The following is a 22,341-nucleotide window of genomic DNA, read 5'->3' on the forward strand; positions in this document are numbered from 1 at the left end:
TAAAAAACTCACATAATGAACATAGATTCACAAGAATTCAGAAAATTTGCCGTTAAACATCAGGGGATTGGCGGTTTACACGTAGATAAATTTATTGCACAGGCTAATCTGAACCCTCAGAACATGACGCCATATATTATAGAAGAACGCCAGATGAACGTAGCGCAAATGGATGTATTTTCGAGATTAATGATGGACCGTATTATCTTTTTGGGAGATGCAATTTATGATCAGAATGCAAACATTATTCAGGCTCAGTTATTGTTTTTGCAATCAACAGATGCGGATAGAGACATTCAAATCTACATTAACTCACCAGGAGGTTCAGTATATGCTGGTTTAGGTATTTATGATACTATGCAATATATCCAGCCGGATGTTGCTACAATTTGTACCGGTATGGCCGCATCAATGGGTGCTGTTTTATTGGTTGCAGGAGCAGAGGGTAAACGTTCTGCCTTACCTCACTCAAGAGTAATGATTCACCAGCCATCAGGAGGTGCACAAGGTGTTGCATCTGATATGGAGATCAACTTAAGAGAAATGTTGAAATTGAAAAAAGAATTATACGATATCATTTCAGAGCACTCTGGTCAAACTTATGATTGGGTAGAGAAAGCATCAGATCGTGATTACTGGATGAGTGCCGAAGAAGCCAAAGGATTTGGTATGATTGATGAAGTGTTATCGAGAAACGCAAGAAAAAATGGCGAAACAAAATAAAGAATCCCGTTGCTCATTCTGCCATTCTGGCAAGCATGAAACTTTAATGTTAATTGAAGGCATGGATGCATTTATCTGCGATAAATGTGTTACCCAGGCCAATCAGTTGCTTGCTCAGGAATTGGGAACAAAAGGGACTAAAAATATTCAGGAGGCGATTAATTTATTAAAGCCTCTTGAAATAAAACAACATATCGATCAGTACGTGATCGGTCAGGATGATGCAAAAAAAGTATTGGCTGTTGCAGTTTATAATCACTACAAACGACTAAATCAAAAAGTTGATAAAGACGAGATTGAGATTGAAAAATCAAATATCATGTTAGTGGGCGAAACCGGAACAGGTAAAACGCTTTTAGCCAAAACCATTGCAAAAATCCTTCATGTGCCTTTCTGTATCTGCGATGCAACTGTTTTAACAGAAGCAGGTTATGTTGGTGAAGATGTTGAAAGTATTTTAACCCGTTTACTTCAGGCTGCTGATTATGATGTTGCTGCCGCAGAACGCGGTATTGTTTACATTGATGAAGTTGATAAGGTGGCGCGTAAAAGTGATAACCCATCCATTACACGTGATGTTTCAGGAGAAGGTGTTCAGCAGGCTTTATTGAAGATTTTAGAAGGTACTGTAGTAAATGTTCCACCTCAGGGCGGACGTAAACATCCAGATCAAAAAATGATTCCTGTAAATACAAATAACATATTATTTATTTGTGGAGGGGCATTTGATGGGATTGAGCGTAAAATTGCCAATCGTTTGCGTACACAGGCTGTAGGGTATAGGGTAAAGAAAGATGAGACAGTGTTAGATCTTAAAAATCTTTATAAGTATATTACACCTCAGGATTTGAAATCTTTTGGATTGATTCCGGAATTAATTGGTCGTATACCAGTTCTTTCGCATCTTAATCCTTTAGATAAAGAATCTTTAAGAAACATTTTAACTGCGCCTAAAAACTCATTAATTAAACAATATGTTAAGCTTTTCGCTTACGAAGATGTTAAATTGGTTTTTGAGGATGAAGTTTTGGATTTTATTGTTGATAAAGCAATGGAATATAAGCTTGGAGCACGTGGATTAAGATCAATTTGTGAAGCGATTATGTTGGATGCCATGTTTGATACGCCAACACAGACGGATGTCAAGGAATTGCACATTAATCTCGATTATGCGATAGAGAAATTTGAAAAGGCCGACTTTAAAAAGTTGCAGGCCGCATAAAAAATCGAATCCTTCCCGTAATCGGGAGGGATTTTTTGTAATATAGTATTGTTAACGCTATGCGCCATGCGCCAGGCTCTAAACCAAAAAGTATGAATGAAGAAAAAGACGTAAAAAAAGACGAAGAAATAGTAGAGAAAGCAAAAAAAATAAAAGAAGTAGAAAGTCCGGTTAAATCAGGCTTAAAATCCAAAGATGAAATTGTTAAAAACTGGTTGCCACGCTATACAGGCAGGCCGTTAGATCAATTTGGCGATTACATCCTGTTAACGAATTTCAGCAAATATGTATCCATGTTTTCTGAATGGAATGATAATGCCCCTATTATGGGGTTAGATAAGCCGATGCAAAGCGTTACTGCAAATGGAATAACCATTATCAATTTTGGTATGGGGAGTCCTTTAGCAGCTACAATGATGGATCTATTAACTGCAATTAAACCAAAGGCCGTTTTGTTTTTGGGTAAATGTGGTGGGTTGAAAAAGAAAAATCAATTGGGTGATTTAATTCTTCCTATTGCGGCCATTAGAGGCGAAGGAACATCAAATGATTATCTTCCGGCTGAAGTACCTGCATTGCCAGCTTTTGCGCTACAGAAAGCGATTTCTACCACAATACGCGATCACGGAAGAGATTACTGGACTGGAACCTGTTATACTACCAACCGCAGGGTTTGGGAGCATGATAAGGAATTTAAGAAATATTTAAAAACTTTGAGGGCAATGGCTGTGGATATGGAAACTGCAACGGTTTTTACCACGGCATTCGCAAATAAAATCCCTGCAGGGGCATTACTGTTGGTTTCAGATCAACCGATGATACCAGAGGGTGTTAAAACTGCCGAAAGTGATAGCAGTGTTACCGAAAAATACGTAGAAACACATTTAAGAATTGGTATTGATTCATTAAAGCAATTAATCAATAACGGTTTAACGGTTAAACATTTGTTGTTTTAACATAAGAAATCGTCCTCCTGAGTTTATAGCGCAATCGTCCTCCTGCACTTTTAAAACCATCGTCCTCCTGAACTTGTTTCAGGATCTTTAACTTGTGTTCTAATAGATGCTGAAATAAATTCAGCAGGACGTACGGGGTGGAGGAATCGTCCTCCTCAGTTTAAAGAGCAATCGTCCTCCTGAACTCGTTTCAGGATCTTTAACTCGTATTCTAATAGATGCTGAAATAAATTCAGCAGGACGCATGGGGTGGGCAATCGTCTTCCTGAGTTTATAGCGCAATCGTCCTCCTGAACTCGTTTCAGGATCTTTAACTTGTGTTTCAGTAGATGTTGAAATAAATTCAGCAGGACGACTGCTTCATTAATTTATAAAGCAAATCCTGGTAAGTAGCCATGTAACACTAAATCATCTTCTGTTTTAATATCATAATTGCATCTATTGTGCAGTAGTACAATCCGATCTGAAACCTCTAAAATGGATTGATAATAATGGTCAGTAACTATAAAACCCTTATAGGCCTTTACCCGGTTAATATGGTTTTTCAGTTCCTCTACCCATAAAGGCGATAATTGCGAAAACGGCTCGTCTAGTAATACATATTCAGTACCGCTGTAAATCATTAGTAAGCATTCTAAAAAACGGCATTCGCCGCCTGATAAATTATAAAATTTCGAATGCCGATGATTGGCAACAAAGTCAATTTGATATAATAGGGAGCGGTACTTTTTACAAAAAATATCAATAGCCTGCTCAACATTAATCTGGTCCGGAATAAACCTATCTTGAGGTAGGTAACATAAGTTTTTTGATAAGTAGCCTTTGTTGTAGATCTTATTGTTGATATTGAGGTATTTGAAGTTTGCTTTTACACTTCCGAAAATGATCTTCATTAGGGTAGATTTACCTGATCCATTTCTGCCTAGTAAGCCAACTACCTCACCAACTTTGCAATTGAGGTAAACACTGCTTAATACTTCTCGACCTGCAAAAGATTGGTTAACACTATCAATAAAAAGTCCTTGCATAGCCAGATTATTATTAAGATTCCGATAAATATAATTAAATCATACAGCACTAGGTTTATCATGATTTTTTTAAAACCTATGCCTTGGTTCTTAAAAAAATAGGAGGTAGGCGAATAAAACATAAAGTATATCCCTATAGAAAATGACCAGCCTATAAGTTTGAGGAATATGGCGAAAGAATAAATACCCGGTTGCTTAAAGCCATTTAAAATGAAAAATACTACTGTTAAGATACTTACCAATATATTCCATATGAAAATGGTTTTATATATAGGGATGGATTTTTTGAGGAGGCTAATCGACATGATCTAAAGATATGAAATCATAACGATAAACTTAGTTATGTAACGGCAAAAAAAAGACCGGCATTTGCCGATCTTTCAATTATTTGTACAATGATAATTACTTATCCTAAATACGATTTTAAAATTTTGCTTCTTGATGTATGACGTAAGCGTTGTAACGCTTTATCTTTAATCTGACGAACACGTTCGCGGGTTAAGTTAAATTTCTCACCAATTTCTTCTAATGAAAGTGGGTGGTTAGAGCCTAAACCAAAGAATAAAACAATAATTTCTCTTTCTCTTTCAGTTAAAGTAGATAAAGAACGTTTAATTTCTTCTGATAATGACTCATTAATCAACGAGCTATCAGTATTTGGTTCGTGGTTTTCCAATACATCCAATAATGTATTTTCTTCACCTTGAACGAAAGGCGCATCCATCGATACATGGCGACCAGAATTACTCAAAGTATCAGAGATTTTATCTACCGTAGTTTCTAAAATATCTGCAAGTTCTTCTGGAGAAGGCTCACGTTCGTATTCCTGTTCTAATTTAGAGAAAGCCTTACTGATTTTGCTTAATGAACCTACCTGGTTTAAAGGCAAACGTACAATACGGCTTTGTTCTGCAATTGCTTGCAAAATAGATTGACGGATCCACCAAACAGCATAAGAAATGAATTTGAAACCCTTAGTCTCATCAAAACGTTTTGCTGCTTTAATTAAACCTAAATTACCTTCGTTAATTAAATCTCCTAAGGTTAAACCTTGATTTTGATATTGTTTTGCAACAGATACAACGAAACGTAGGTTGGTTTTTGTTAACCGCTCTAATGCAGCCTGATCGCCTTCACGGATCTTCCTTGCTAAAATTACTTCCTCTTCTGCTGTTATTAAATCTACTTTACCAATTTCGTGTAGGTATTTATCTAACGACTGACTTTCACGGTTGGTAATGGATTGCGTTATCTTGAGTTGTCTCATTTATACGTTTTGTGTGCTCTTTAATTATTGAAGTGTGCAAAGTTACGAAATTGTATGGCAATCCGAAAGGATAAAATGCTGAAAATGTTACCGTTTGCACATGTTTTTTACACTTTTACTTATAACAAAAATCATTCCAAGAAAGTTTTTGACATAGTTTAGGTATGTTGTTGTGTAGTAGCTGCTATTCAATTAATATTTATTGTAAATCAATAAATATATTTTGATTTGTAATAAATAAATTTTTATGTTTGTGGTGTAAATAATTAAATAAATATGACGTTTCTTAAATTTCTCATCTTTAAGCTTAAAAATTCACCTGCCAGTTATTGGAAGATTTTAAGCCTAAGAATTTTTGTCAGATTACTCGGCATGATAACCGTATTTTATTTTTTATTCTGTTTTGACGCAGACAGGAACAATGGACCAAAATACTGGTATAGTTTAACATCTACATTTTTTTATGCACTATTTTTTGTGTTTTTAGAATGGTATTTAAAAGCTTCTTTAAAACACGATCTGAAAGACAACCTAATTAAATGGCTCAACATTTTAAAATGGGTTCCGCTTTGCTTTACATTGATTTTAATTAGCTTAACAGCTAAAAACAACCTGTTTGCCTGGCCTAAAGAAATTATTGCATATATTATTTATGCCTACACACGGGTGTGGCCGATGGTTTCTATTCCTAATAGAAGTTTTATCATAATCACCCTGTTAATTTTTTATGCTTCTGCTATTCTCAAAAGAAATGAGGTGCTAAAACTAGAAAACGATTTAACTATATAATAATGAACAATATTTTAAAAGTTTTTAGATTTGCAGGTTTGAGCTTAATAATTATTTCAATAATATTTATTTCCAACCATTTAATTTTAGCAATCGTTGATTACAATAAAGGATTGATATCAGTTCACTTAGTAAAGAAAAATGTACCAAAAGATGTACAGATGATTGATGGAGCAATGTTTACCAATAGTCACATTGGTTCATATGAATTTAAACCAACATTATTGCAGTCTATACTTTTGTCTAACGATGGAATTGTTGATAATGGCTCCAATGCACTGTTTTACCTGATATTAGGGTCGATTATTATTATGCTCGCCTACCTAAAACCAAAATGGCTCGAAAACCTAACTGAAAATAGGTTATGGCAGTTTGTTTTCGCAGGATCAGTTTTGTTTTTCGCTTTAAAGTTTTTAACAAAGTTTCTTGTTGATAATTGTGTTGATGATTTAACACATCATGCATTCAAATATTATTATTCAAGCATTGGAGATGTTAATTTGAATGTATTATCAATTGTAGCTGTTTTTACTGTAGTTTATGAGCTGCTCTCATATTCAAGAAAGTTGAAACAAGAAAATGATTTAACCATTTAGTTATGAAGACACAGAATCAAATTAAATTAATCAAAATGGGTTATCTGTTAACACTTTTAACCGTTATACTGTTTTCGCTTAAAGATGCATCCAAAGGCTTTAAAGAAGGATATGCAGACGGTGGGAAAGGCGATTTGTTGGGTATAGTACAGGGCTTATTCATATTGATAATTATGTTCTTTTGCTCAAGGGTATTGATTTATCTTTATCGTTTTATTAATTCGATAGAGATTGGCAATGTTTTCAGTACTGAAAACGTAGGGCGGCTTACGCATATGGGATGGTATTGCACAATGATTCCGTTCCTGCTTTTTATTTACAACGCTATGGTTTACACAAATCAATTAAATAATCGCCAGGATTTAGTATTTAAGATAGTTGAAAATGTTGATTTTCAGATCTGGTTATTGATTTTTGGTTTAACCCTTTTAACAATTGCATTTGTATTCAGAAAAGGAATTGCGTTGCAACAAGAAAACGATTTAACGATATAAGCTCATGCCCATAATTATAAATCTAGATGTAATGCTTGCCCGTCGTAAAATGTCGCTTACCGAATTAAGTGATCGTGTAGGCATCACCATGTCTAATTTATCAATATTAAAAACCGGTAAGGCGAAAGCTATCCGTTTGGAAACGTTAGAGGCCATCTGCAAAGTGTTGGATTGTCAGCCAGGTGATATTTTAGAATTTCGTGCAGAGTAAACCTCGCAGGTTTCAAAAACCTGCGAGGTTTGATCGGACTCAGAGTAACTACAAACCCATGTTAAATAAACCTGATAGAACGAAAAGCCCGCAACCCGATTTTTCATCGGGTGAGGACTTGAAGAGATAGCAGGAGAGGAGGCCGCCATAATAACAGAACCCCTAATTTTCAAAATAATATTGACTACCTTATACACATTAGTACGTTTTACTGAAATGGCTATTAAATTTTAACCTATCAGGTTTTGGGTAATGATTAGGTTAGAAAATACCCCGGCTTGCGGACACCCCCCTAAAAGATGGAAATAAAAAAAACCTTTCAGTTTTCACCGAAAGGTTTTAAAATATGATTGCTTTGAGCTTTAGTTTTTCAACTTAGAGCCTAAGTTTATGCTTGTTCAGCCAATACTTTGGTTACTAAATCAGCAGCTTCTTTTAAAGCAATAGCCGAATAAACCTGTAAGCCAGATTCGTCAATTAATTTTTTAGCTTCCTCAGCATTTGTACCTTGTAAACGGCAAATAATTGGCACAGGTATATTACCGATTTCTTTATATGCATCAATTACACCTTGCGCAACGCGGTCGCAACGAACAATACCACCGAAAATGTTAATTAAGATTGCTTTAACGTTAGGGTCTTTTAAAATGATATTGAAAGCCGCTTTAACGGTTTGAGCGTTTGCAGTTCCGCCTACGTCTAAAAAGTTAGCAGGCTCACCACCAGCCAATTTAATAATATCCATGGTAGCCATTGCTAAACCAGCACCGTTAACCATACAACCAACGTTACCATCAAGGTTAACAAAGTTAAGGTTAGAAGCACTTGCTTCAACTTCCATTGGATCTTCTTCCGTTACATCACGCATTGCTGCATAATCAGCATGACGGAATAATGCGTTTTCATCTAAATTCACTTTAGCATCAACAGCAATTACTTTATCATCAGAAGTTTTTAATACCGGGTTAATTTCGAACATTGAAGAATCGGTAGCTTCGTATGCTTTGTATAAAGCAGTTACAAATTTAACCATTTCTTTATGTGCAGCTCCGCTAACACCTAAGTTAAAAGCTACTTTACGAGCCTGGAAACCTTGTAAGCCAACTTTAGGATCAATTTCTTCTTTGAAAATTAAATGTGGAGTGTGCTCAGCAACTTCTTCTATATCCATACCACCTTCGGTACTATACATAATAATGTTACGGCCCTTTGCACGGTCTAACAATACTGAAATGTAGAATTCTTTGGTTTCAGAAGCACCTGGATAATAAACATCCTGAGCAACTAAAATTTTACTCACCAATTTACCTTCCGGTCCGGTTTGAGGAGTAACCAATTGCATGCCGATAATATCGGTTGCGCGTTGTTTAACTTCTTCAAGGTTTTTGGCTAATTTAACACCACCACCTTTACCGCGACCACCAGCGTGGATTTGCGCCTTAATAACAACCCAATCAGAATTGTAATCTATTTTCAGTTGCTTAGCAGCCTCAACAGCTTGCTCGGGAGTATCGGCAACTATTCCTTCTTGAACGTTAACACCGAAACTTTTTAATATTTGTTTACCCTGGTATTCGTGAATATTCATTTGCTACAAAATTTGCCCAAAGCTACAATTTCAAACCCTTTAAACAAATAGCAATTGCCGATTTTTTCAGAAAATGAACGTTTTATGTTAATCGTTAAAAGCGGTGTGGTGCATAAATTAATAAATGGAGTATAACCTAAATAAAAGTATCACGCGTAGAAGCCTTATAACACTCTTTTTGCTAAATTCTCAATTTCTTCTTTAAAATTCTGATCAAAAACACGTTTAAGCACACCTGTTTTTAAGTTGTAGGTAAAATATTCAATTTCATCCTTTTCATTAAACTCCTTGTCCTTATTGGTGTCCTTTATCAGATCCATTAATATTAAATCATGTTTGTCATCTATTTTCCAGCTATACAGATCGTAATTATTTGGAGAAATCCGGATAAATGATTTTCCGTCCAAAGTAGAGAGGTAAAGTTTATTAGGATCTTTGTCTGTTAGCTTTTTATTGCCATCATAATCCAAATCGGTGATGGTATAGTAGATAAACTGGTCGGATAAAGTATTTTGATTATTTTTTGCATGACCAATATCAAAGGAATTGATAATAACTTTTTCTTTAGTCAATAATTCACTTTTACCGGAAATAACATTGTGAAAGATGAGGTTCCAGTAGTTGGAATTTACGTCTCTTTTATAACTTTCATAATCCCCACCATTAAGCCTTAATGGATATATTATAATATCTGTTTTACCAATAATGATTGGGGAATCATATTGAATTTTTGGCTGACTTTTAGTTTCGATGTTACTTTTTTCATCTGTTGATATGCTTTTGGTTTCCTCTGTACAAGATGATGCCAGTAAGGTAAAACCTAATACTGTTATTGAGATTGCTTTTTTCATTGTCGTTAATTTTGATTAGGCTGAAATATAGCCAATAAGTATTTATTATTTTAAAGTTGCGGATGCCATGTCGTATCTCGCAGTACATTAGAACCTATTCTAAAAACAGGTTAACTCCCGGCAAAGGGTGTTCCGAAGATATTAACGGCCAATTCTGCCCACACAAGAAATAAGGCTAATAAAATTACAACAAGTACTATTGTTCTTAAAGTACCTGTTTTTAGATTCCTGATTACCAGTTCAATAGCTAGTCCGGTGCTGAACAACAAAATTCCTGCTATTAAGAAATCGGAGAATGTCCATACTACTTCCTTGGTGAATTGCATTGCAATAAGTGGAATAGCCAGTAAAAATACGATTATACTCAAAATGATAATAATTCTGAATTTACTTGTACTAAGTGATGTTTGATTTTTCATGATTTTATAAATTTATAATTTACGGTTAAAATTTTTCAATTGGCAAACCTTTGCTTCCCAGTGCAAATTTCACTGGTAAACAAAATCCAACAATTGTTAGGCAAAAGCGAGAGGTTAATTATTTAAAATTTTTGAATTAATAACTTAATCATTCAAATAATAAACTATGATGCTTTTTTGATCGCTTAAAAATCCGATGAAATAATCGTTTATATCTTCCTTTAATTTCTTTCTTTGTTTCCAGACAATATTTTTAGCATCGGTTGAGTTTAAGATTTCAATAAGCGTTTCCGAATAAATTAATTCAGCACCCTCAAAATAATTGTTTTGAGATATTTCTCGGTATAAGTCTATGTGATCTTGATTGGATAATTTTAATAATGACACAGAACTATAGCTCCCATGGATATCCGGATAGCTTGCTATTTTATTAATAATTTCAGCCGATGTTGGGGCTGGTCTTCCCACTACAGTTGCATATTCTTCAAAGTAAAATGAATCTTGAGGATAAAATGCAATATAAATAGAGTAAAAAACCCATAATTGTAAGGTGCTTAAAGTTGAAATTATTATCCATCTCCATTTTGAGTTTGATTTCTTTCTAACTAAGAAATAAATTAATATTATTGGTAGAATTGCTAGAAGTGTGACGAGTAGCAAGCCTTGTAAAATGTTGTAAATGAAGTAATCCATAATGTTTAACCCCGATTTACTTATTCAACCCAAAATATTCTGCAGCATTCCAATCTGGTAAATTCCACGATAACCAACCTACGCTTTCATATCGTTCTTTAAAATAACCAATACGTTCGTCTAGTTTATTTTCATAAAAATTCGCAGTTCCCGGTTTTGCAATTTCTCTTTCATAAAGCCTTTTAGAAGGTTCATAATGTAATTTTGAGCGGTTTTTATCTAAAATAGGCAAAGTTTTATCTGAGAGTGAAAGCAAATAATCGGCGTCTACACCCACCTGGTCACTTTTGGCTAAATTATATTTTACAATAAATACATCCCAGTTAACAAGACTAAAAACTAGCAATAAAACGAACCAGATATGGCCATTTATTTTAAATAAATAGAATAGGGTTCGCTGTTTGGCTACTTTTAAATAAACTGTTGCTAAACCAATGATACAAAGAATGGCAAAAACCAGTACACCAATTCTTTTGTTGGTTAAGCCATGAAATTCGATATAATAACCATCGCGGATAAAAACAGAAATAATGAGAATAAAATTTTGAACCATCCAGGTAATGGCCAAAGTTTTAAGGGTTTTACTTTTGCTGTAGAAGTTTAAGTTGCCACGGAAAAAATATAAAATCACCGCCATAGCCAATATAATGCTAAAAATTAATGCATTGGTACCATCATGAAGGTCGGAAGAGAAATTACCGGCAGGTTTATAGCCAAACCATAGTGTAGAAATGTCGATCAAATTAACGCTGAGCAAGAGTAGGTTTAGTGAAATAAATGAAATAAAACCGATCACATACTCCGTTTTTAAAGCCATCTTTTTGGTAATAATTTGACTTGTAAAGGTATGAGCAACTTCATACCAGATGCTTTTCGGTTTCTGACTTCGCCTTATCCGTAAAAGTTGTTCATTACAGCTGGCCTCCAGTTTTTCGATACTTTTATTATAAAAAGTGATTATTAAACCTGCAGTTACCAATATACCCAGGCAGAAATGAAAGAAACGGGCAAGGCTTAAATCCTTAAATATAAACCCGAAGATATTATTGAAAAAATTAGAAATATTGGTGAGTAGCAGATCCATGTAATGTGCAAAAACTTCGTTTGCGCCGCTGTAAATAGCTGTAAATACAATAAGAATAATTATTGGAAGTATGATGTATTTAATCGGCCTGAAAACGGGTTTCAAATTAAATTTACCAATATTAACGTCCGACAGTCTTTTAATTAAGCTTGCAGGAACAGTTACCATTTGCACAATGGTTGCCAAAACTGCAATATAAATGGTTTTTACGGCCGGGTAGTGTGTATAGCCAATAAACAGCATTAAACTAACATAATAGCTTACAGCGGTTAGTGCAGAATTATTTACCACTACCAAAATGCCTGCAAGTAAATGTGCCAGTGTATACATTTTAAACTTGGTACTTTTAATTACCTCTTGATTAAAAATGGTAACTGTGATAATAAAAACACTATAGATCAATTGGTTTAACGCTAACCATTGATCCCAAAAAATGTAGCTAAAGAGAAGTCCGCCAATTAAGGTAGAAAGTAGCAAGAGGTTGGATTTATTTTTCATGTTTAAGAATTGAAATAACTTACAATGAGTATATAGAATATGACTAAAGGAATATTTAACAGCATGATAATCATGGTTGCTACAATTTTTCTCCAATGATTTTGTTGTCTGAAACACTCGAGGAGGAGAACAAGGAAGAATAATCCGTTTATGGCGGCTGCAAAATATATGTAGATGAAGCCAACTAACATCAATTCGCTAACCTTTAATGCAAAATATGCTAATAGTATAATGGTGCCAATTGCGGCAGAAAGTACGGCCATCCATTTGCCGGTTTCAATAAGTAAAGGCCGTTTTATTTCTTTAGTTTCCATTTTTAAAAGTGCTTTGAATTTCAAAGTAAATAGTTAAAAAAAATTATAGTTTCTTGATCATTTTTTCAAGTGCATCCAAATGTGCTTTAAAGGCTTGTTTGCCTAATGCTGTAATAGAATAGGTAGTGCTTGTTTTTCTACCGATAAAACCTTTATGCACTTTAATAAATTCGGCCTGCTCCAAAGTGTTCAGGTGCGAGGCCAGGTTACCATCTGTTAGCTCTAGCATCTGTTTAAGGTCGTTGAAGCCAATTTCATTATTAACCACCAACATAGACATTACGCCCAACCTGATCCGGCTATCGAATATTTTATTTAAATCTGCTATCGGGTTTTTCATCCTTACTGACCTCTCTCATATTTAAAATACATTAAAAGACCATAAACAATGTGCAAAACACCAAAACCGAAAGCCCAGAAAATTAAGCCATAACCTACAAAAAACATGCAGATTAATCCGAGGATAACCTCACAAAAACCCAGGTAGCGGATATCACTATAAGTAAATTTACTGGCGTTGATGAGTGATAACCCATAAAAAATCAAACAGCTTGGTGCAATAATACTATAAGTGTTGGGGTGATTGATCAAAAGCGCAATAATAAACAGGCCACCAGCCATCAGAGGTATCATGAGGTTGATCAAGAGTGATTTTGAAGTTTTATCCCAGATTGGAAGATTATTCTTTTGACTTTTCCTGTAAGTAAACAAAATCCCACCGGCCAAAGCAATAATCAGTACAAAAATACCAAGTTTTACCAGGTTAAATTCAAGATCCATTTCTCCATCAACACCATAACCGTAACCACGCTTATTTATGTATTTATTGATTTCATCGTTGGCAAAATAAGCTCCAATTAGTGCAATAACCCCAGCAAAAACACCAGATAAGCCGCTCAAAGAGATAAATCTCGACGACCTATCCATCATTTGTCTGATATCTTTTAAGGCATTTAATTGTTCTTCTTGATTACTCATTTTGAAAGTGCTTTGTTTTTCAAAGTTAAATAGAAATTTGTTATTTCCAAATCTTTTTAAATTTAAATTGGTTGATGCTAACGGTTGGATAGTTTATGATGATGAAGTTCAAACATTGGAATTAGATAATCAATCTTTGGTACATTATTTTCTATTGAACTTTTGCCCAGTGAACCAAATAAGCTATGAACCAATTAACCCATGAACTAATGACCAACGATCTATTGAACTAACCAACCATTTTACTAAATTTGAAGCATGCTAAAAGCCACGGGAATAAGAAAATCGTACGGAAATCTACAAATCTTAAAAGGTGTAAATTTTGAAGTGCAAAAAGGGGAGATTGTAAGTATAATAGGTCCATCGGGTGCTGGTAAAAGTACTTTATTACATATTTTAGGCACTTTGGATAAACCTGATGATGGTACTGTAGAATTAAAAGGAACGGTAATCAATAAATTGAGTGGCGATTTGTTGAGTGCTTTCCGCAATCAGAATATTGGTTTCGTATTCCAGTTCCACCATCTTTTGCCCGAATTTAGCGCGATTGAAAATATTTGCATCCCGGCATTTATTGCGAAAACAAATAAAAAACAGGCAGAAACAAGGGCACTCGAATTATTGGATTTATTTGGATTAAAAGATAGGGCTCAACACAAACCCAATCAGCTATCAGGTGGAGAACAGCAGCGTGTGGCAATTGCAAGAGCACTGATCAATAATCCTTCGATTATTTTAGCTGATGAACCTTCTGGTAACCTCGATTCTGAAAATGCTGCCGGCTTACACCAGCTTTTTGTAACCTTGCGCGATAATTTTCACCAAACGTTTGTTATTGTTACGCACAATGAACACCTGGCTAAAACAAGCGATAGGGTGGTGAGCATGAAAGATGGACTAATTGTATAGGATTAAAGGATTCTAAAAGGTTTTCGGGCATTCATTAAATTTCTCATTCAATCATTCAAAATTAAGTCATTTACTCACTCAATCATTAAATCTTGAAAATACTGATAACAGGCGGAAATAATGCCAAAGCTTTAAAGTTGATGAAAGCATTTCCGAGCCATTTTGTTTTGCTGGCAGATTATGGTGATGTACCAGGCATAATAACAGAAAACTATGCATTTTCATCGCTCGGTTTATTAAATATAGACAGCATAGCACATATTTTACTTAATTTTTGCATTACAGAAGCAATAGATTGTATTATCCCGCTGCATGATTATGAAGTTGAACCCCTGGCTAAATCTTCAGTATTGTTTAGCGAATATGGTATTCAGGTTTTGCTTCCTGATGCTGATTTAATTGCCGGTTATATCACTGAGGAAAAAGTAAACTATCAAAATTTTGCGGTTTACATTCATGGCGACTGCATTTTCTCCAGTGAAAGCAATTCGGTGGCCAATAAATTACCTTCAACCTTTAATGGGGTATTCGGTTACAACAATAACAATGAACTAAAACTTTTTACAATTTAATGAACGCTTACGAATACGTTAAAGACAAGCAGATTGTAATTTTTGAATTAGACAATGTGCTTTTTCCTGAAAAAGATTATTTGCTCCAGGTATATTACCTTTTTGCACAGTTTATAGAGTATACTGAACAAAAAGGGGCGCAGCCTATAATTGAATTTATGCGGGCAGAGTATGAAAATACAGGAGCAGACAAACTTTTTGAAAAAACGGCAAAGCAATTCGGAATTGATCATAAATACCAATATAATTTCGATCTTTTGTATCAAAATGCACGCTTACCATTAAAGCTGTTGCTCTACAAAAATATACTTGAGTTTATGCAGGAACTTGTGGTAGATCGTAAGCAGATATTTATTGTAACAGCAGGAAATCCGGAACAACAGCTGAATAAAATCAAGCAAACCGAGTGGAATGGATTAGAACAATACCTTACTGTTTTCTTTGCTGAAGAATTAGATCAGCCTAAAGCAGAAATTTTCCAGAACATACTAAACAACAATAATTTATCATCCGATAAAGCGTTAGTTGTTGGTGCAAATAATTTTGATGAGCAACAATCTAAATCAATTAATTTGCCGTATATTGAGTCACTAGAAATTTACAAATAAATATGCTTAGAAATTTCATTACGCAAAATGCTTTTATAGGTGCTTTACTTTTAGTTATTGGTTTTACAACATCATGTAAAAAATCCAATAACGGTGGCGATGCCAATGGAGTAGAGCAGGGTGCTTCCGGAACAAGGGCAGAATTAACCAAAGATTCAATTTACCTCTACGCCCAACAAACCTATTATTGGAATGTTGGCATGCCTAGTTATGCATCTTTCAACCCAAGGCAGTATGCATCAAATAATGCGGTTTTATCGGCAATAAAATTATTACCGAGCACCGGAGGAAAGGATAAATATTCTTTTATTGATGATGGTAGCGTAGCCACTCAACTTGGTGGGGCAGGTGAGGATTATGGTTTTTCAGCCAATTTTGATCTCTCTGATCTTCTGCGTGTGAAATATGTTTATCCGGGCTCTCCTGCAGACGTTCAAGGTTTAAAAAGAGGATACCAGATTACTAAAGTTAACGGTGGTGGAACTTCAAGATCAAGCAGTACCGATATTGCTAACTTAAATGCTTCAATATTTGGAGATAATCCTTCTATTTCTCTCACAGTTAAAAAAACGGATGGAAGCTTACAGGACATTGTAATTAACCGGGCCAACTACAATATTAATCCTATTTTATACACCAATACTTATACAATTGGTGCGAAAAAGGTAGGTTATATCGTGTTTAACAGTTTTACCACCAATGCAGTTCCTGCATTGGACGTTGCTTTTGCAAAATTTACGGCAGATGGTGTAACCGAACTTGTTGTCGATTTAAGATATAACGGTGGTGGTTCGGTAGCTACGTCTGAGGCCTTTACAAATCTGATCGCACCGCCATCACAAAATGGGAAAATAATGTATACTACCTATTGGACCAAAACCATGCAGGATGGAGCCGCAACCATTTTACAAAACCAGAAATTTTACGGTAAAGATACCCAGGGCAATACACGTCTTTTTTCTTTGTTTGATTATTCTTATAAACCAACAATAGCAGCCGAAAATCAGGAACTTTTTAAAAAACGTGGTGCATTGAATAGCTTAACAAGAGTATATTTTATAGTAACCGGAGGTACAGCTTCTGCCAGTGAGCTGTTAATTAATAATTTAAAACCTGTAATGGATGTTAAATTGATTGGTAAAACAACATATGGTAAGCCTGTTGGATTTTTCTCTATAAGAATCGATAAAAACGATCTGTACATCCCACAGTTTCAAACCAAAAATCAACTTGATCAAGGTGATTACTTTTCGGGTATGACAGTTGATAAAGATGTAACGGATGATTTAGGCAGAGATTTTGGAGATCCGGAAGAAAGAATGTTGGCCCAGGCTTTATATTATTCAGCAAACAACAATTTTATGGCTTTAGCCAAAGATAATGCATTAAGTAGCACCAGTGGAGTCTCAAAAATTGCAACTGACAATCCAAACGAAAAGTTAAACCATGAATTTAAGGGAATGGTTGAAACCAGGAAGCTGAAATTAAAGTAATTAACAATAAATAAGTTATTTAGGCCGGTTTTGTATTTCAAAATCGGCCTTTTTTTTAATAATTATTACAAAAATTGAATAAATACTGTTGTTTATTTTCTAAAATTTTGATAAGCTTGTTTAACATTAATCGTTAAAGAGATACCATGCCAATAGAAATTGTAGAAAAGGAACATATAAGCTATTTAAATATTATCAATTCAAAAGAAGATCATTCCAGTGAATTAAAAACCAAACTAGAAGAAGCCCAACGCCTCGGTAACGAATTTAAATCCAAAGCCGTAATTACATTCAACACAACAATTGGTCCTAAGCGTGTTGATACTACAGTTTGGGCAGTTACAGAGAAATATATACAACTAAAAAATAACATTCACATTCCATTAAAAAGTTTAATCGATATTGATTTTTAAGCTTGCTTTAAGGAAATAAATCATCCCGCATTTATTTAACCTTATTAAAATATGAGCACGCTCCATAAAATTGCCTTAACATTTATTAAATCTATTGGACCGGTAACGGCCAAAAACCTTCTTGCATATTGTGGAAGTGCCGAAAATGTATTTTCGGCATCAAAAAAGCAGTTGCTGGAAATTCCAGGTATTGGAGAGAAAACAATAGCAGCAATTAACGGAACAAATGCCCTCGAAAGAGCTAGGCAGGAACTGGATTTTGTTGAAAAACACGACATAGATGTTTTATTCTTCTCAGACGAAAAATATCCGAAACGATTAAAAAACTGTTTCGATTCTCCCATCTTGCTTTACGCCAAAGGTACTGCAGATTTGAACCATCAACGCATTGTGAGTATCGTTGGAACAAGAAATGCAACAACTTACGGCAAAAACCTGTGTAAAGAGTTATGCGAAGTTTTAGCTCCTTACAATGTAGTAATTACAAGTGGCCTTGCTTACGGGATCGATATTACTGCCCATAAAGAATGTTTGGCAAATCAGATTCCAACAGTTGGCGTACTTGGGCATGGCCTTGACCGTTTATACCCTAAAATTCATAAAAGTATTTCACAAAAAATGGTTTTAAATGGTGGTTTGCTTACTGAGTTTCCGATATTAACCAACCCAGACCGGCAGAATTTTCCACAAAGAAACCGGATCATTGCAGGAATTGCCGACGCAACCATTGTAGTAGAGGCTTCGATAAAAGGAGGGGCACTAATTACAGCCGAAATAGCCAATTCTTACAATAAAGATGTTTATGCTTTTCCCGGACGAACAAACGATGTTTTTTCTGAAGGTTGTAATTTTCTGATTAAAACAAATCGGGCAGGCTTGATAAATAACGCCAATGATCTGATTTATTATTTGGGTTGGGATGATGAGGTGAAAGAGAAAAAAGAGTGGCCCAAACTACATTGCAACTTAGTTTAACGCCAAACGAACAAAAAGTTGTTGAAGCTTTGCAAAATGGTCAGCTTTCAATTGATGAACTTAGCATTCAACTAAATATTCAGCAGAGTAAGCTTGCAATCGTGATCCTGACTTTAGAAATGCAGGGCATAATTGTTTCTTTGCCAGGTAAAATTTATAAGCTTGCATAACAAAAGGAATTGCCATTCGCCCAATAATCAATCTATAATGCCTATCATTATTATAGATTATGTAATTAAATTCTATAAATTTTTGATTTTCGAAATTATGTTTCAAATAAATATTAGTTTGTAAAATACTTAATGCCTTTGCTTAATTTTGTATCATGTGGTACAATAATATTTTAGAAACTATTGGCAATACGCCTTTAGTTAAATTAAATACGATAACGAAAGGCGTTCCCGGAACAATTCTGGCAAAAATAGAGACTACCAATCCAGGTAACTCAATTAAAGACCGTATGGCGGTTAAAATGATTGAAGATGCTGAAAAAAGTGGTAAGCTTAAGCCAGGGGGAACAATTATCGAAGGAACATCAGGAAATACAGGGATGGGTTTAGCTATGGCGGCCATTATAAAGGGTTACAAATGTATTTTCACCACAACTGATAAACAATCAAAAGAAAAGGTTGATGCCCTGCGTGCCTTTGGTGCAGAGGTAATTGTATGCCCAACCAATGTGGAGCCTGAAGATCCCCGTTCTTACTATTCGGTTTCTTCGCGATTAGAGCGTGAGGTGCCAAATTCATGGAAACCCAATCAATACGATAATCTGGCCAATTCTCAAGCACATTATGAGCAAACCGGACCTGAAATTTGGGCGCAAACTGAAGGGAAAATAACCCATTTGGTTGTTGGTGTGGGTACAGGTGGAACCATTTCCGGAACAGGAAAATATTTAAAGGAAAAAAATCCTGACATCAAAATCTGGGGAATTGATACCTATGGGTCGGTTTTCAAGAAATACAAAGAAACTGGAATATTCGATAAGGATGAAATTTATCCTTACATCACAGAAGGTATTGGAGAAGATTTTCTTCCGGCAAATGTTAATTTTGATGTAATTGACTTATTTGAAAAAGTTACCGATAAAGATGCTGCTTTAATGACACGTGATATTGCCCGCAAAGAAGGTATTTTTGTAGGTAACTCTGCCGGTGCAGCAATTGGTGGTTTGATTCAATTAAAAGATAAACTAAAACCTGAAGATGTTGTTGTCGTAATCTTTCATGACCATGGAAGTCGCTACATGGGAAAAATGTACAATGAAGATTGGTTACGTGAGCGAGGATTTTTACAAGATGAAAAATTAACTGCTAAATCTATCCTTGCTAAGAAAGAAAGTACGGAGATTGTAACCTTAGATGCTCAAAAATCTGTATTGGAAGCAATTAATACGATTAAATCGATGAATATTTCTCAAATTCCGGTTACTCAACAAGGAATGATTGTGGGAAAAATTGCGGAAAGCGATATTTTAAGCGCATTGTTGGAAAATCCAGGATTAAAATCTGCACCAATTTCAGAAATTATGACAGCTACTTTCCCTTTTGTAGATTTAAATACATCAATTGACAAAATTTCATCTCTGATTAACAAAGAAAACTCAGCTGTTTTAGTAGAAGATGAAACCGGCAAGATTGAGATTATTACCCAGTATGATATTATTAATGCGATATCGGGGTAAGGGAGAAGACGTGAGATGTGAGACGTGAGATGTGAGATGTGAGATGGAAAGTGGATTAAGTCGAGCGATCGTCTTCCTGAACTTGTTTCAGGATCTTGTAGCATGAAAGATGCTGAAATAAATTCAGCATGACGATTTTCGTTAAAAACCTGACTAACGATAAAGTCAACCTCCCGGTCGTCACCCTGAATTTATTTCAGGGTTTTAAATGATTTATAGATGCTGAAATAAATTCAGCATGACAATTTTTCAAAAAAATCTTGACTAAAGATAAAACAATCACCCGATCGTCACCCTGAATTTATTTCAGGGTCTTAAGACAAGATAAGATGCTGAAATAAATTCAGCATGACGATTTTCGTTAAAAATCCTGACTAACGATAAAGCAATCTCTTGGTTGTCACCCTGAATTTATTTCAGGGATAAGTTGCTGAAATAAATTCAGCATGACGATATTTATAAAATAAGAATGCCTGAGTAAAATTTTACCCGGGCATTCTTATAATTGATGTTTTTGCTTTGGGTTTTACCGTCTACCCTCCACCTTTACGCCTTTAACCTTAATGGCTTGGTGCATCAGCATTTACACGCTTAATCTGCGCACCTAGGGCACGTAGGCGGGTATCGATGTCTTGATAGCCACGTTCAATTTGTTCGATGTTATAAATGGTCGATTTGCCTTCAGCTGATAAAGCAGCAATTAACAACGAAACTCCCGCTCTAATATCCGGAGAAGTCATGCTGATTCCACGTAATTTATATTTCTTATCGATACCATTAACGGTAGCACGGTGTGGATCGCACAAAATGATTTGAGCACCCATATCGATTAATTTATCAACAAAGAATAAACGGCTCTCGAACATTTTTTGGTGGATTAAAACGTTTCCTTTCGCCTGTGTGGCCACCACAAGTACAATACTCAATAAATCGGGTGTAAAACCTGGCCATGGGGAATCGGCAATGGTTAAAATCGAACCATCTATAAAAGTATCAATTTCGTAATGCTTTTGAGAAGGTACATAAATATCGTCGCCTCGGCGTTCTAATTTAATTCCAAGTTTCTTAAAAACCTCTGGTATAACACCAAGTTCATCATAACACACATTTTTGATGGTAATTTCAGATTCTGTCATTGCTGCCATCCCGATAAATGAACCGATTTCGATCATATCTGGCAGCATTCTATGCTCGGTTCCATCTAAAACAGCAACACCTTCGATGGTTAATAAATTAGATCCAATGCCCGATATTTTTGCGCCCATGCGGTTAAGCATTTTGCAAAGCTGTTGTAAGTATGGTTCGCAGGCGGCATTGTAAATAGTGGTAGTGCCTTTGGCCAAAACAGCCGCCATAACAATATTAGCTGTTCCCGTAACCGATGCTTCATCTAATAAAATATAAGCACCTTGTAAATTGGTTGCATCAACATTAAAGAATGCTTTTTTACTATCATATACAAACTTAGCCCCCAATTTTTCGAAACCGATAAAGTGGGTATCCAACCTTCTGCGCCCAATTTTGTCGCCACCTGGTTTAGGGATTGCTGCTTTACCGAAACGTGCCAATAAAGGACCAACAATCATTATCGAACCACGCAAACCACCACCTTTAGCTTTAAAGGTATCAGATTCAAAGAAGTTTAAATCAATATTTTTAGCTTCAAAAGTATACGTGTCTTTATTGATGCGTTCAACTGCAACGCCTAAATCGCCAAGCAGTTCAATCAGTTTATTAACATCTTTAATATCTGGAATATTGCTGATGGTTACTTTCTTTTCTGTCAGCAATACAGCTGATAAAATCTGCAGTGCTTCGTTTTTGGCACCCTGAGGGGTAATTTCGCCTTTTAATTTAATTCCGCCTGTTATTTCAAATGCGTTCATATATGCTTTTTTTGCTAACTCGTTCGTCATGCTGAATTTATTTCAGTATCTATTTTAAAGATTCTGAATTAAGTTCAAAATGATGGA

General features: G+C 35.2%; 26 protein-coding genes. 15 read left to right on the top strand and 11 right to left on the bottom strand.

Annotation, left to right across the window (positions count from 1 at the left end; translation table 11 throughout):
- Window positions 1-15 precede the first annotated feature (15 nt).
- The 3 genes from clpP (at window position 16) to ACZZZW_RS11855 (ending at window position 2,901) form a co-directional block, all read left to right on the top strand.
- Complete coding sequence (gene clpP / locus ACZZZW_RS11845) at window positions 16-723, top strand: ATP-dependent Clp endopeptidase proteolytic subunit ClpP (protein ID WP_055903722.1); 708 nt, start codon at window positions 16-18, stop codon at window positions 721-723.
- Window positions 707-1,945, top strand: coding sequence for an ATP-dependent Clp protease ATP-binding subunit ClpX (gene clpX, locus ACZZZW_RS11850; RefSeq protein ID WP_055903726.1), 1,239 nt, complete (start codon window positions 707-709; stop codon window positions 1,943-1,945). Before clpP ends, clpX begins: the two co-directional genes overlap by 17 nt.
- 92 nt (window positions 1,946-2,037) lie before the next feature.
- Window positions 2,038-2,901 carry an AMP nucleosidase gene (locus ACZZZW_RS11855; protein ID WP_055903993.1) on the top strand — a complete coding sequence of 288 codons (864 nt, stop codon included), beginning with the start codon at window positions 2,038-2,040 and terminating at the stop codon, window positions 2,899-2,901.
- Window positions 2,902-3,269: 368 nt separating this feature from the next.
- Here ACZZZW_RS11855 and ACZZZW_RS11860 read toward each other — a convergent pair whose 3' ends face one another.
- On the bottom strand, window positions 3,270-3,929 hold the full coding sequence (locus tag ACZZZW_RS11860) for an ATP-binding cassette domain-containing protein (protein ID WP_463493642.1): 660 nt from the start codon (window positions 3,927-3,929) through the stop codon (window positions 3,270-3,272).
- A 406-nt stretch (window positions 3,930-4,335) separates the two neighbouring features.
- Window positions 4,336-5,196, bottom strand: coding sequence for a sigma-70 family RNA polymerase sigma factor (locus ACZZZW_RS11865; protein WP_010601359.1), 861 nt, complete (start codon window positions 5,194-5,196; stop codon window positions 4,336-4,338).
- Between the two features lie 372 nt (window positions 5,197-5,568).
- Here ACZZZW_RS11865 and ACZZZW_RS11870 point away from each other — a divergent pair, with 372 nt between their 5' ends.
- From ACZZZW_RS11870 to ACZZZW_RS11885, 4 genes are read left to right on the top strand one after another with little or no spacing between them, the layout of a single operon-like run.
- Window positions 5,569-5,985: a hypothetical protein gene (locus ACZZZW_RS11870; protein ID WP_463493644.1), complete on the top strand. Its 417-nt coding sequence runs from the start codon at window positions 5,569-5,571 to the stop codon at window positions 5,983-5,985.
- 2 nt (window positions 5,986-5,987) lie between these two features.
- A complete protein-coding gene (locus tag ACZZZW_RS11875; protein WP_463493646.1) occupies window positions 5,988-6,581 on the top strand; it encodes a hypothetical protein in 594 nt (197 codons plus the stop codon).
- Window positions 6,582-6,583: 2 nt separating this feature from the next.
- Window positions 6,584-7,075, top strand: coding sequence for a DUF2975 domain-containing protein (locus ACZZZW_RS11880; protein WP_463493648.1), 492 nt, complete (start codon window positions 6,584-6,586; stop codon window positions 7,073-7,075).
- A 4-nt stretch (window positions 7,076-7,079) separates the two neighbouring features.
- Window positions 7,080-7,286 (top strand): helix-turn-helix domain-containing protein, encoded by a 207-nt coding sequence (locus tag ACZZZW_RS11885; RefSeq protein WP_082458621.1) that lies wholly within the window; start codon window positions 7,080-7,082, stop codon window positions 7,284-7,286.
- A gap of 388 nt (window positions 7,287-7,674) precedes the next feature.
- Here the strand turns inward: ACZZZW_RS11885 and sucC are convergent, their stop codons facing one another.
- The 8 genes from sucC to ACZZZW_RS11925 all read right to left on the bottom strand — a co-directional run bounded on the left by sucC (window position 7,675) and on the right by ACZZZW_RS11925 (window position 13,711).
- A complete protein-coding gene (gene sucC / locus ACZZZW_RS11890) occupies window positions 7,675-8,874 on the bottom strand; it encodes an ADP-forming succinate--CoA ligase subunit beta (protein ID WP_055903741.1) in 1,200 nt (399 codons plus the stop codon).
- A 164-nt stretch (window positions 8,875-9,038) separates the two neighbouring features.
- Complete coding sequence (locus ACZZZW_RS11895) at window positions 9,039-9,725, bottom strand: hypothetical protein (protein ID WP_463493651.1); 687 nt, start codon at window positions 9,723-9,725, stop codon at window positions 9,039-9,041.
- Window positions 9,726-9,835: 110 nt separating this feature from the next.
- Window positions 9,836-10,144 carry a hypothetical protein gene (locus tag ACZZZW_RS11900; RefSeq protein ID WP_463493653.1) on the bottom strand — a complete coding sequence of 103 codons (309 nt, stop codon included), beginning with the start codon at window positions 10,142-10,144 and terminating at the stop codon, window positions 9,836-9,838.
- Between the two features lie 144 nt (window positions 10,145-10,288).
- Window positions 10,289-10,837, bottom strand: coding sequence for a hypothetical protein (locus tag ACZZZW_RS11905; protein WP_463493655.1), 549 nt, complete (start codon window positions 10,835-10,837; stop codon window positions 10,289-10,291).
- A 16-nt stretch (window positions 10,838-10,853) separates the two neighbouring features.
- Complete coding sequence (locus ACZZZW_RS11910) at window positions 10,854-12,419, bottom strand: DUF4153 domain-containing protein (protein ID WP_463493657.1); 1,566 nt, start codon at window positions 12,417-12,419, stop codon at window positions 10,854-10,856.
- 2 nt (window positions 12,420-12,421) lie between these two features.
- Complete coding sequence (locus tag ACZZZW_RS11915; protein ID WP_463493659.1) at window positions 12,422-12,733, bottom strand: hypothetical protein; 312 nt, start codon at window positions 12,731-12,733, stop codon at window positions 12,422-12,424.
- 43 nt (window positions 12,734-12,776) lie between these two features.
- Window positions 12,777-13,073, bottom strand: a complete 297-nt coding sequence (locus tag ACZZZW_RS11920) for a winged helix-turn-helix domain-containing protein (protein ID WP_025142943.1) — start codon at window positions 13,071-13,073, stop codon at window positions 12,777-12,779.
- Between the two features lie 2 nt (window positions 13,074-13,075).
- The gene (locus tag ACZZZW_RS11925) at window positions 13,076-13,711 is read right to left on the bottom strand and encodes a hypothetical protein (RefSeq protein ID WP_463493662.1); all 636 of its coding nucleotides are present in this window, start codon (window positions 13,709-13,711) and stop codon (window positions 13,076-13,078) included.
- 258 nt (window positions 13,712-13,969) lie between these two features.
- Between ACZZZW_RS11925 and ACZZZW_RS11930 the strand changes: the two genes are divergently transcribed.
- From ACZZZW_RS11930 to ACZZZW_RS11965, 8 genes are all read left to right on the top strand, one after another.
- On the top strand, window positions 13,970-14,620 hold the full coding sequence (locus ACZZZW_RS11930) for an ABC transporter ATP-binding protein (protein WP_055903763.1): 651 nt from the start codon (window positions 13,970-13,972) through the stop codon (window positions 14,618-14,620).
- Between the two features lie 92 nt (window positions 14,621-14,712).
- Entirely contained in the window at window positions 14,713-15,192 is a 480-nt protein-coding gene (locus ACZZZW_RS11935) for a hypothetical protein (RefSeq protein ID WP_463493665.1), read from the top strand.
- Window positions 15,192-15,800 carry an HAD hydrolase-like protein gene (locus tag ACZZZW_RS11940; RefSeq protein WP_463493667.1) on the top strand — a complete coding sequence of 203 codons (609 nt, stop codon included), beginning with the start codon at window positions 15,192-15,194 and terminating at the stop codon, window positions 15,798-15,800. Before ACZZZW_RS11935 ends, ACZZZW_RS11940 begins: the two co-directional genes overlap by 1 nt.
- 2 nt (window positions 15,801-15,802) lie before the next feature.
- Window positions 15,803-17,293 carry a S41 family peptidase gene (locus ACZZZW_RS11945; protein ID WP_463493669.1) on the top strand — a complete coding sequence of 497 codons (1,491 nt, stop codon included), beginning with the start codon at window positions 15,803-15,805 and terminating at the stop codon, window positions 17,291-17,293.
- 146 nt (window positions 17,294-17,439) lie between these two features.
- Complete coding sequence (locus ACZZZW_RS11950) at window positions 17,440-17,706, top strand: hypothetical protein (RefSeq protein ID WP_055903776.1); 267 nt, start codon at window positions 17,440-17,442, stop codon at window positions 17,704-17,706.
- A 51-nt stretch (window positions 17,707-17,757) separates the two neighbouring features.
- Entirely contained in the window at window positions 17,758-18,681 is a 924-nt protein-coding gene (gene dprA, locus ACZZZW_RS11955) for a DNA-processing protein DprA (RefSeq protein WP_463493671.1), read from the top strand.
- Window positions 18,666-18,851: a DprA-like winged helix domain-containing protein gene (locus ACZZZW_RS11960; RefSeq protein ID WP_463493673.1), complete on the top strand. Its 186-nt coding sequence runs from the start codon at window positions 18,666-18,668 to the stop codon at window positions 18,849-18,851. Before dprA ends, ACZZZW_RS11960 begins: the two co-directional genes overlap by 16 nt.
- A 155-nt stretch (window positions 18,852-19,006) precedes the next feature.
- On the top strand, window positions 19,007-20,368 hold the full coding sequence (locus ACZZZW_RS11965; RefSeq protein WP_463493675.1) for a pyridoxal-phosphate dependent enzyme: 1,362 nt from the start codon (window positions 19,007-19,009) through the stop codon (window positions 20,366-20,368).
- A 560-nt stretch (window positions 20,369-20,928) separates the two neighbouring features.
- On the opposite strand, the gene murA is transcribed toward ACZZZW_RS11965, so the two are convergent.
- The gene (murA, locus tag ACZZZW_RS11970; protein ID WP_463493677.1) at window positions 20,929-22,254 is read right to left on the bottom strand and encodes a UDP-N-acetylglucosamine 1-carboxyvinyltransferase; all 1,326 of its coding nucleotides are present in this window, start codon (window positions 22,252-22,254) and stop codon (window positions 20,929-20,931) included.
- Window positions 22,255-22,341: the final 87 nt, after the last annotated feature.

The sequence above is a fragment of the Pedobacter sp. AC379 genome (assembly GCF_979258145.1).

Excerpts from the sequence above, each read along its gene's own strand:
- clpP (WP_055903722.1), top strand. The coding sequence starts at position 16 with ATGAACATAGATTCACAAGAATTCAGAAAATTTGCCGTTAAACATCAG.
- clpX (WP_055903726.1), top strand. The coding sequence starts at position 707 with ATGGCGAAACAAAATAAAGAATCCCGTTGCTCATTCTGCCATTCTGGC.
- ACZZZW_RS11855 (WP_055903993.1), top strand. The coding sequence starts at position 2,038 with ATGAATGAAGAAAAAGACGTAAAAAAAGACGAAGAAATAGTAGAGAAA.
- ACZZZW_RS11860 (WP_463493642.1), bottom strand. The coding sequence starts at position 3,929 with ATGCAAGGACTTTTTATTGATAGTGTTAACCAATCTTTTGCAGGTCGA.
- ACZZZW_RS11865 (WP_010601359.1), bottom strand. The coding sequence starts at position 5,196 with ATGAGACAACTCAAGATAACGCAATCCATTACCAACCGTGAAAGTCAG.
- ACZZZW_RS11870 (WP_463493644.1), top strand. The coding sequence starts at position 5,569 with ATGATAACCGTATTTTATTTTTTATTCTGTTTTGACGCAGACAGGAAC.
- ACZZZW_RS11875 (WP_463493646.1), top strand. The coding sequence starts at position 5,988 with ATGAACAATATTTTAAAAGTTTTTAGATTTGCAGGTTTGAGCTTAATA.
- ACZZZW_RS11880 (WP_463493648.1), top strand. The coding sequence starts at position 6,584 with ATGAAGACACAGAATCAAATTAAATTAATCAAAATGGGTTATCTGTTA.
- ACZZZW_RS11885 (WP_082458621.1), top strand. The coding sequence starts at position 7,080 with ATGCCCATAATTATAAATCTAGATGTAATGCTTGCCCGTCGTAAAATG.
- sucC (WP_055903741.1), bottom strand. The coding sequence starts at position 8,874 with ATGAATATTCACGAATACCAGGGTAAACAAATATTAAAAAGTTTCGGT.
- ACZZZW_RS11895 (WP_463493651.1), bottom strand. The coding sequence starts at position 9,725 with ATGAAAAAAGCAATCTCAATAACAGTATTAGGTTTTACCTTACTGGCA.
- ACZZZW_RS11900 (WP_463493653.1), bottom strand. The coding sequence starts at position 10,144 with ATGAAAAATCAAACATCACTTAGTACAAGTAAATTCAGAATTATTATC.
- ACZZZW_RS11905 (WP_463493655.1), bottom strand. The coding sequence starts at position 10,837 with ATGGATTACTTCATTTACAACATTTTACAAGGCTTGCTACTCGTCACA.
- ACZZZW_RS11910 (WP_463493657.1), bottom strand. The coding sequence starts at position 12,419 with ATGAAAAATAAATCCAACCTCTTGCTACTTTCTACCTTAATTGGCGGA.
- ACZZZW_RS11915 (WP_463493659.1), bottom strand. The coding sequence starts at position 12,733 with ATGGAAACTAAAGAAATAAAACGGCCTTTACTTATTGAAACCGGCAAA.
- ACZZZW_RS11920 (WP_025142943.1), bottom strand. The coding sequence starts at position 13,073 with ATGAAAAACCCGATAGCAGATTTAAATAAAATATTCGATAGCCGGATC.
- ACZZZW_RS11925 (WP_463493662.1), bottom strand. The coding sequence starts at position 13,711 with ATGAGTAATCAAGAAGAACAATTAAATGCCTTAAAAGATATCAGACAA.
- ACZZZW_RS11930 (WP_055903763.1), top strand. The coding sequence starts at position 13,970 with ATGCTAAAAGCCACGGGAATAAGAAAATCGTACGGAAATCTACAAATC.
- ACZZZW_RS11940 (WP_463493667.1), top strand. The coding sequence starts at position 15,192 with ATGAACGCTTACGAATACGTTAAAGACAAGCAGATTGTAATTTTTGAA.
- ACZZZW_RS11945 (WP_463493669.1), top strand. The coding sequence starts at position 15,803 with ATGCTTAGAAATTTCATTACGCAAAATGCTTTTATAGGTGCTTTACTT.
- ACZZZW_RS11950 (WP_055903776.1), top strand. The coding sequence starts at position 17,440 with ATGCCAATAGAAATTGTAGAAAAGGAACATATAAGCTATTTAAATATT.
- dprA (WP_463493671.1), top strand. The coding sequence starts at position 17,758 with ATGAGCACGCTCCATAAAATTGCCTTAACATTTATTAAATCTATTGGA.
- ACZZZW_RS11965 (WP_463493675.1), top strand. The coding sequence starts at position 19,007 with ATGTGGTACAATAATATTTTAGAAACTATTGGCAATACGCCTTTAGTT.
- murA (WP_463493677.1), bottom strand. The coding sequence starts at position 22,254 with ATGAACGCATTTGAAATAACAGGCGGAATTAAATTAAAAGGCGAAATT.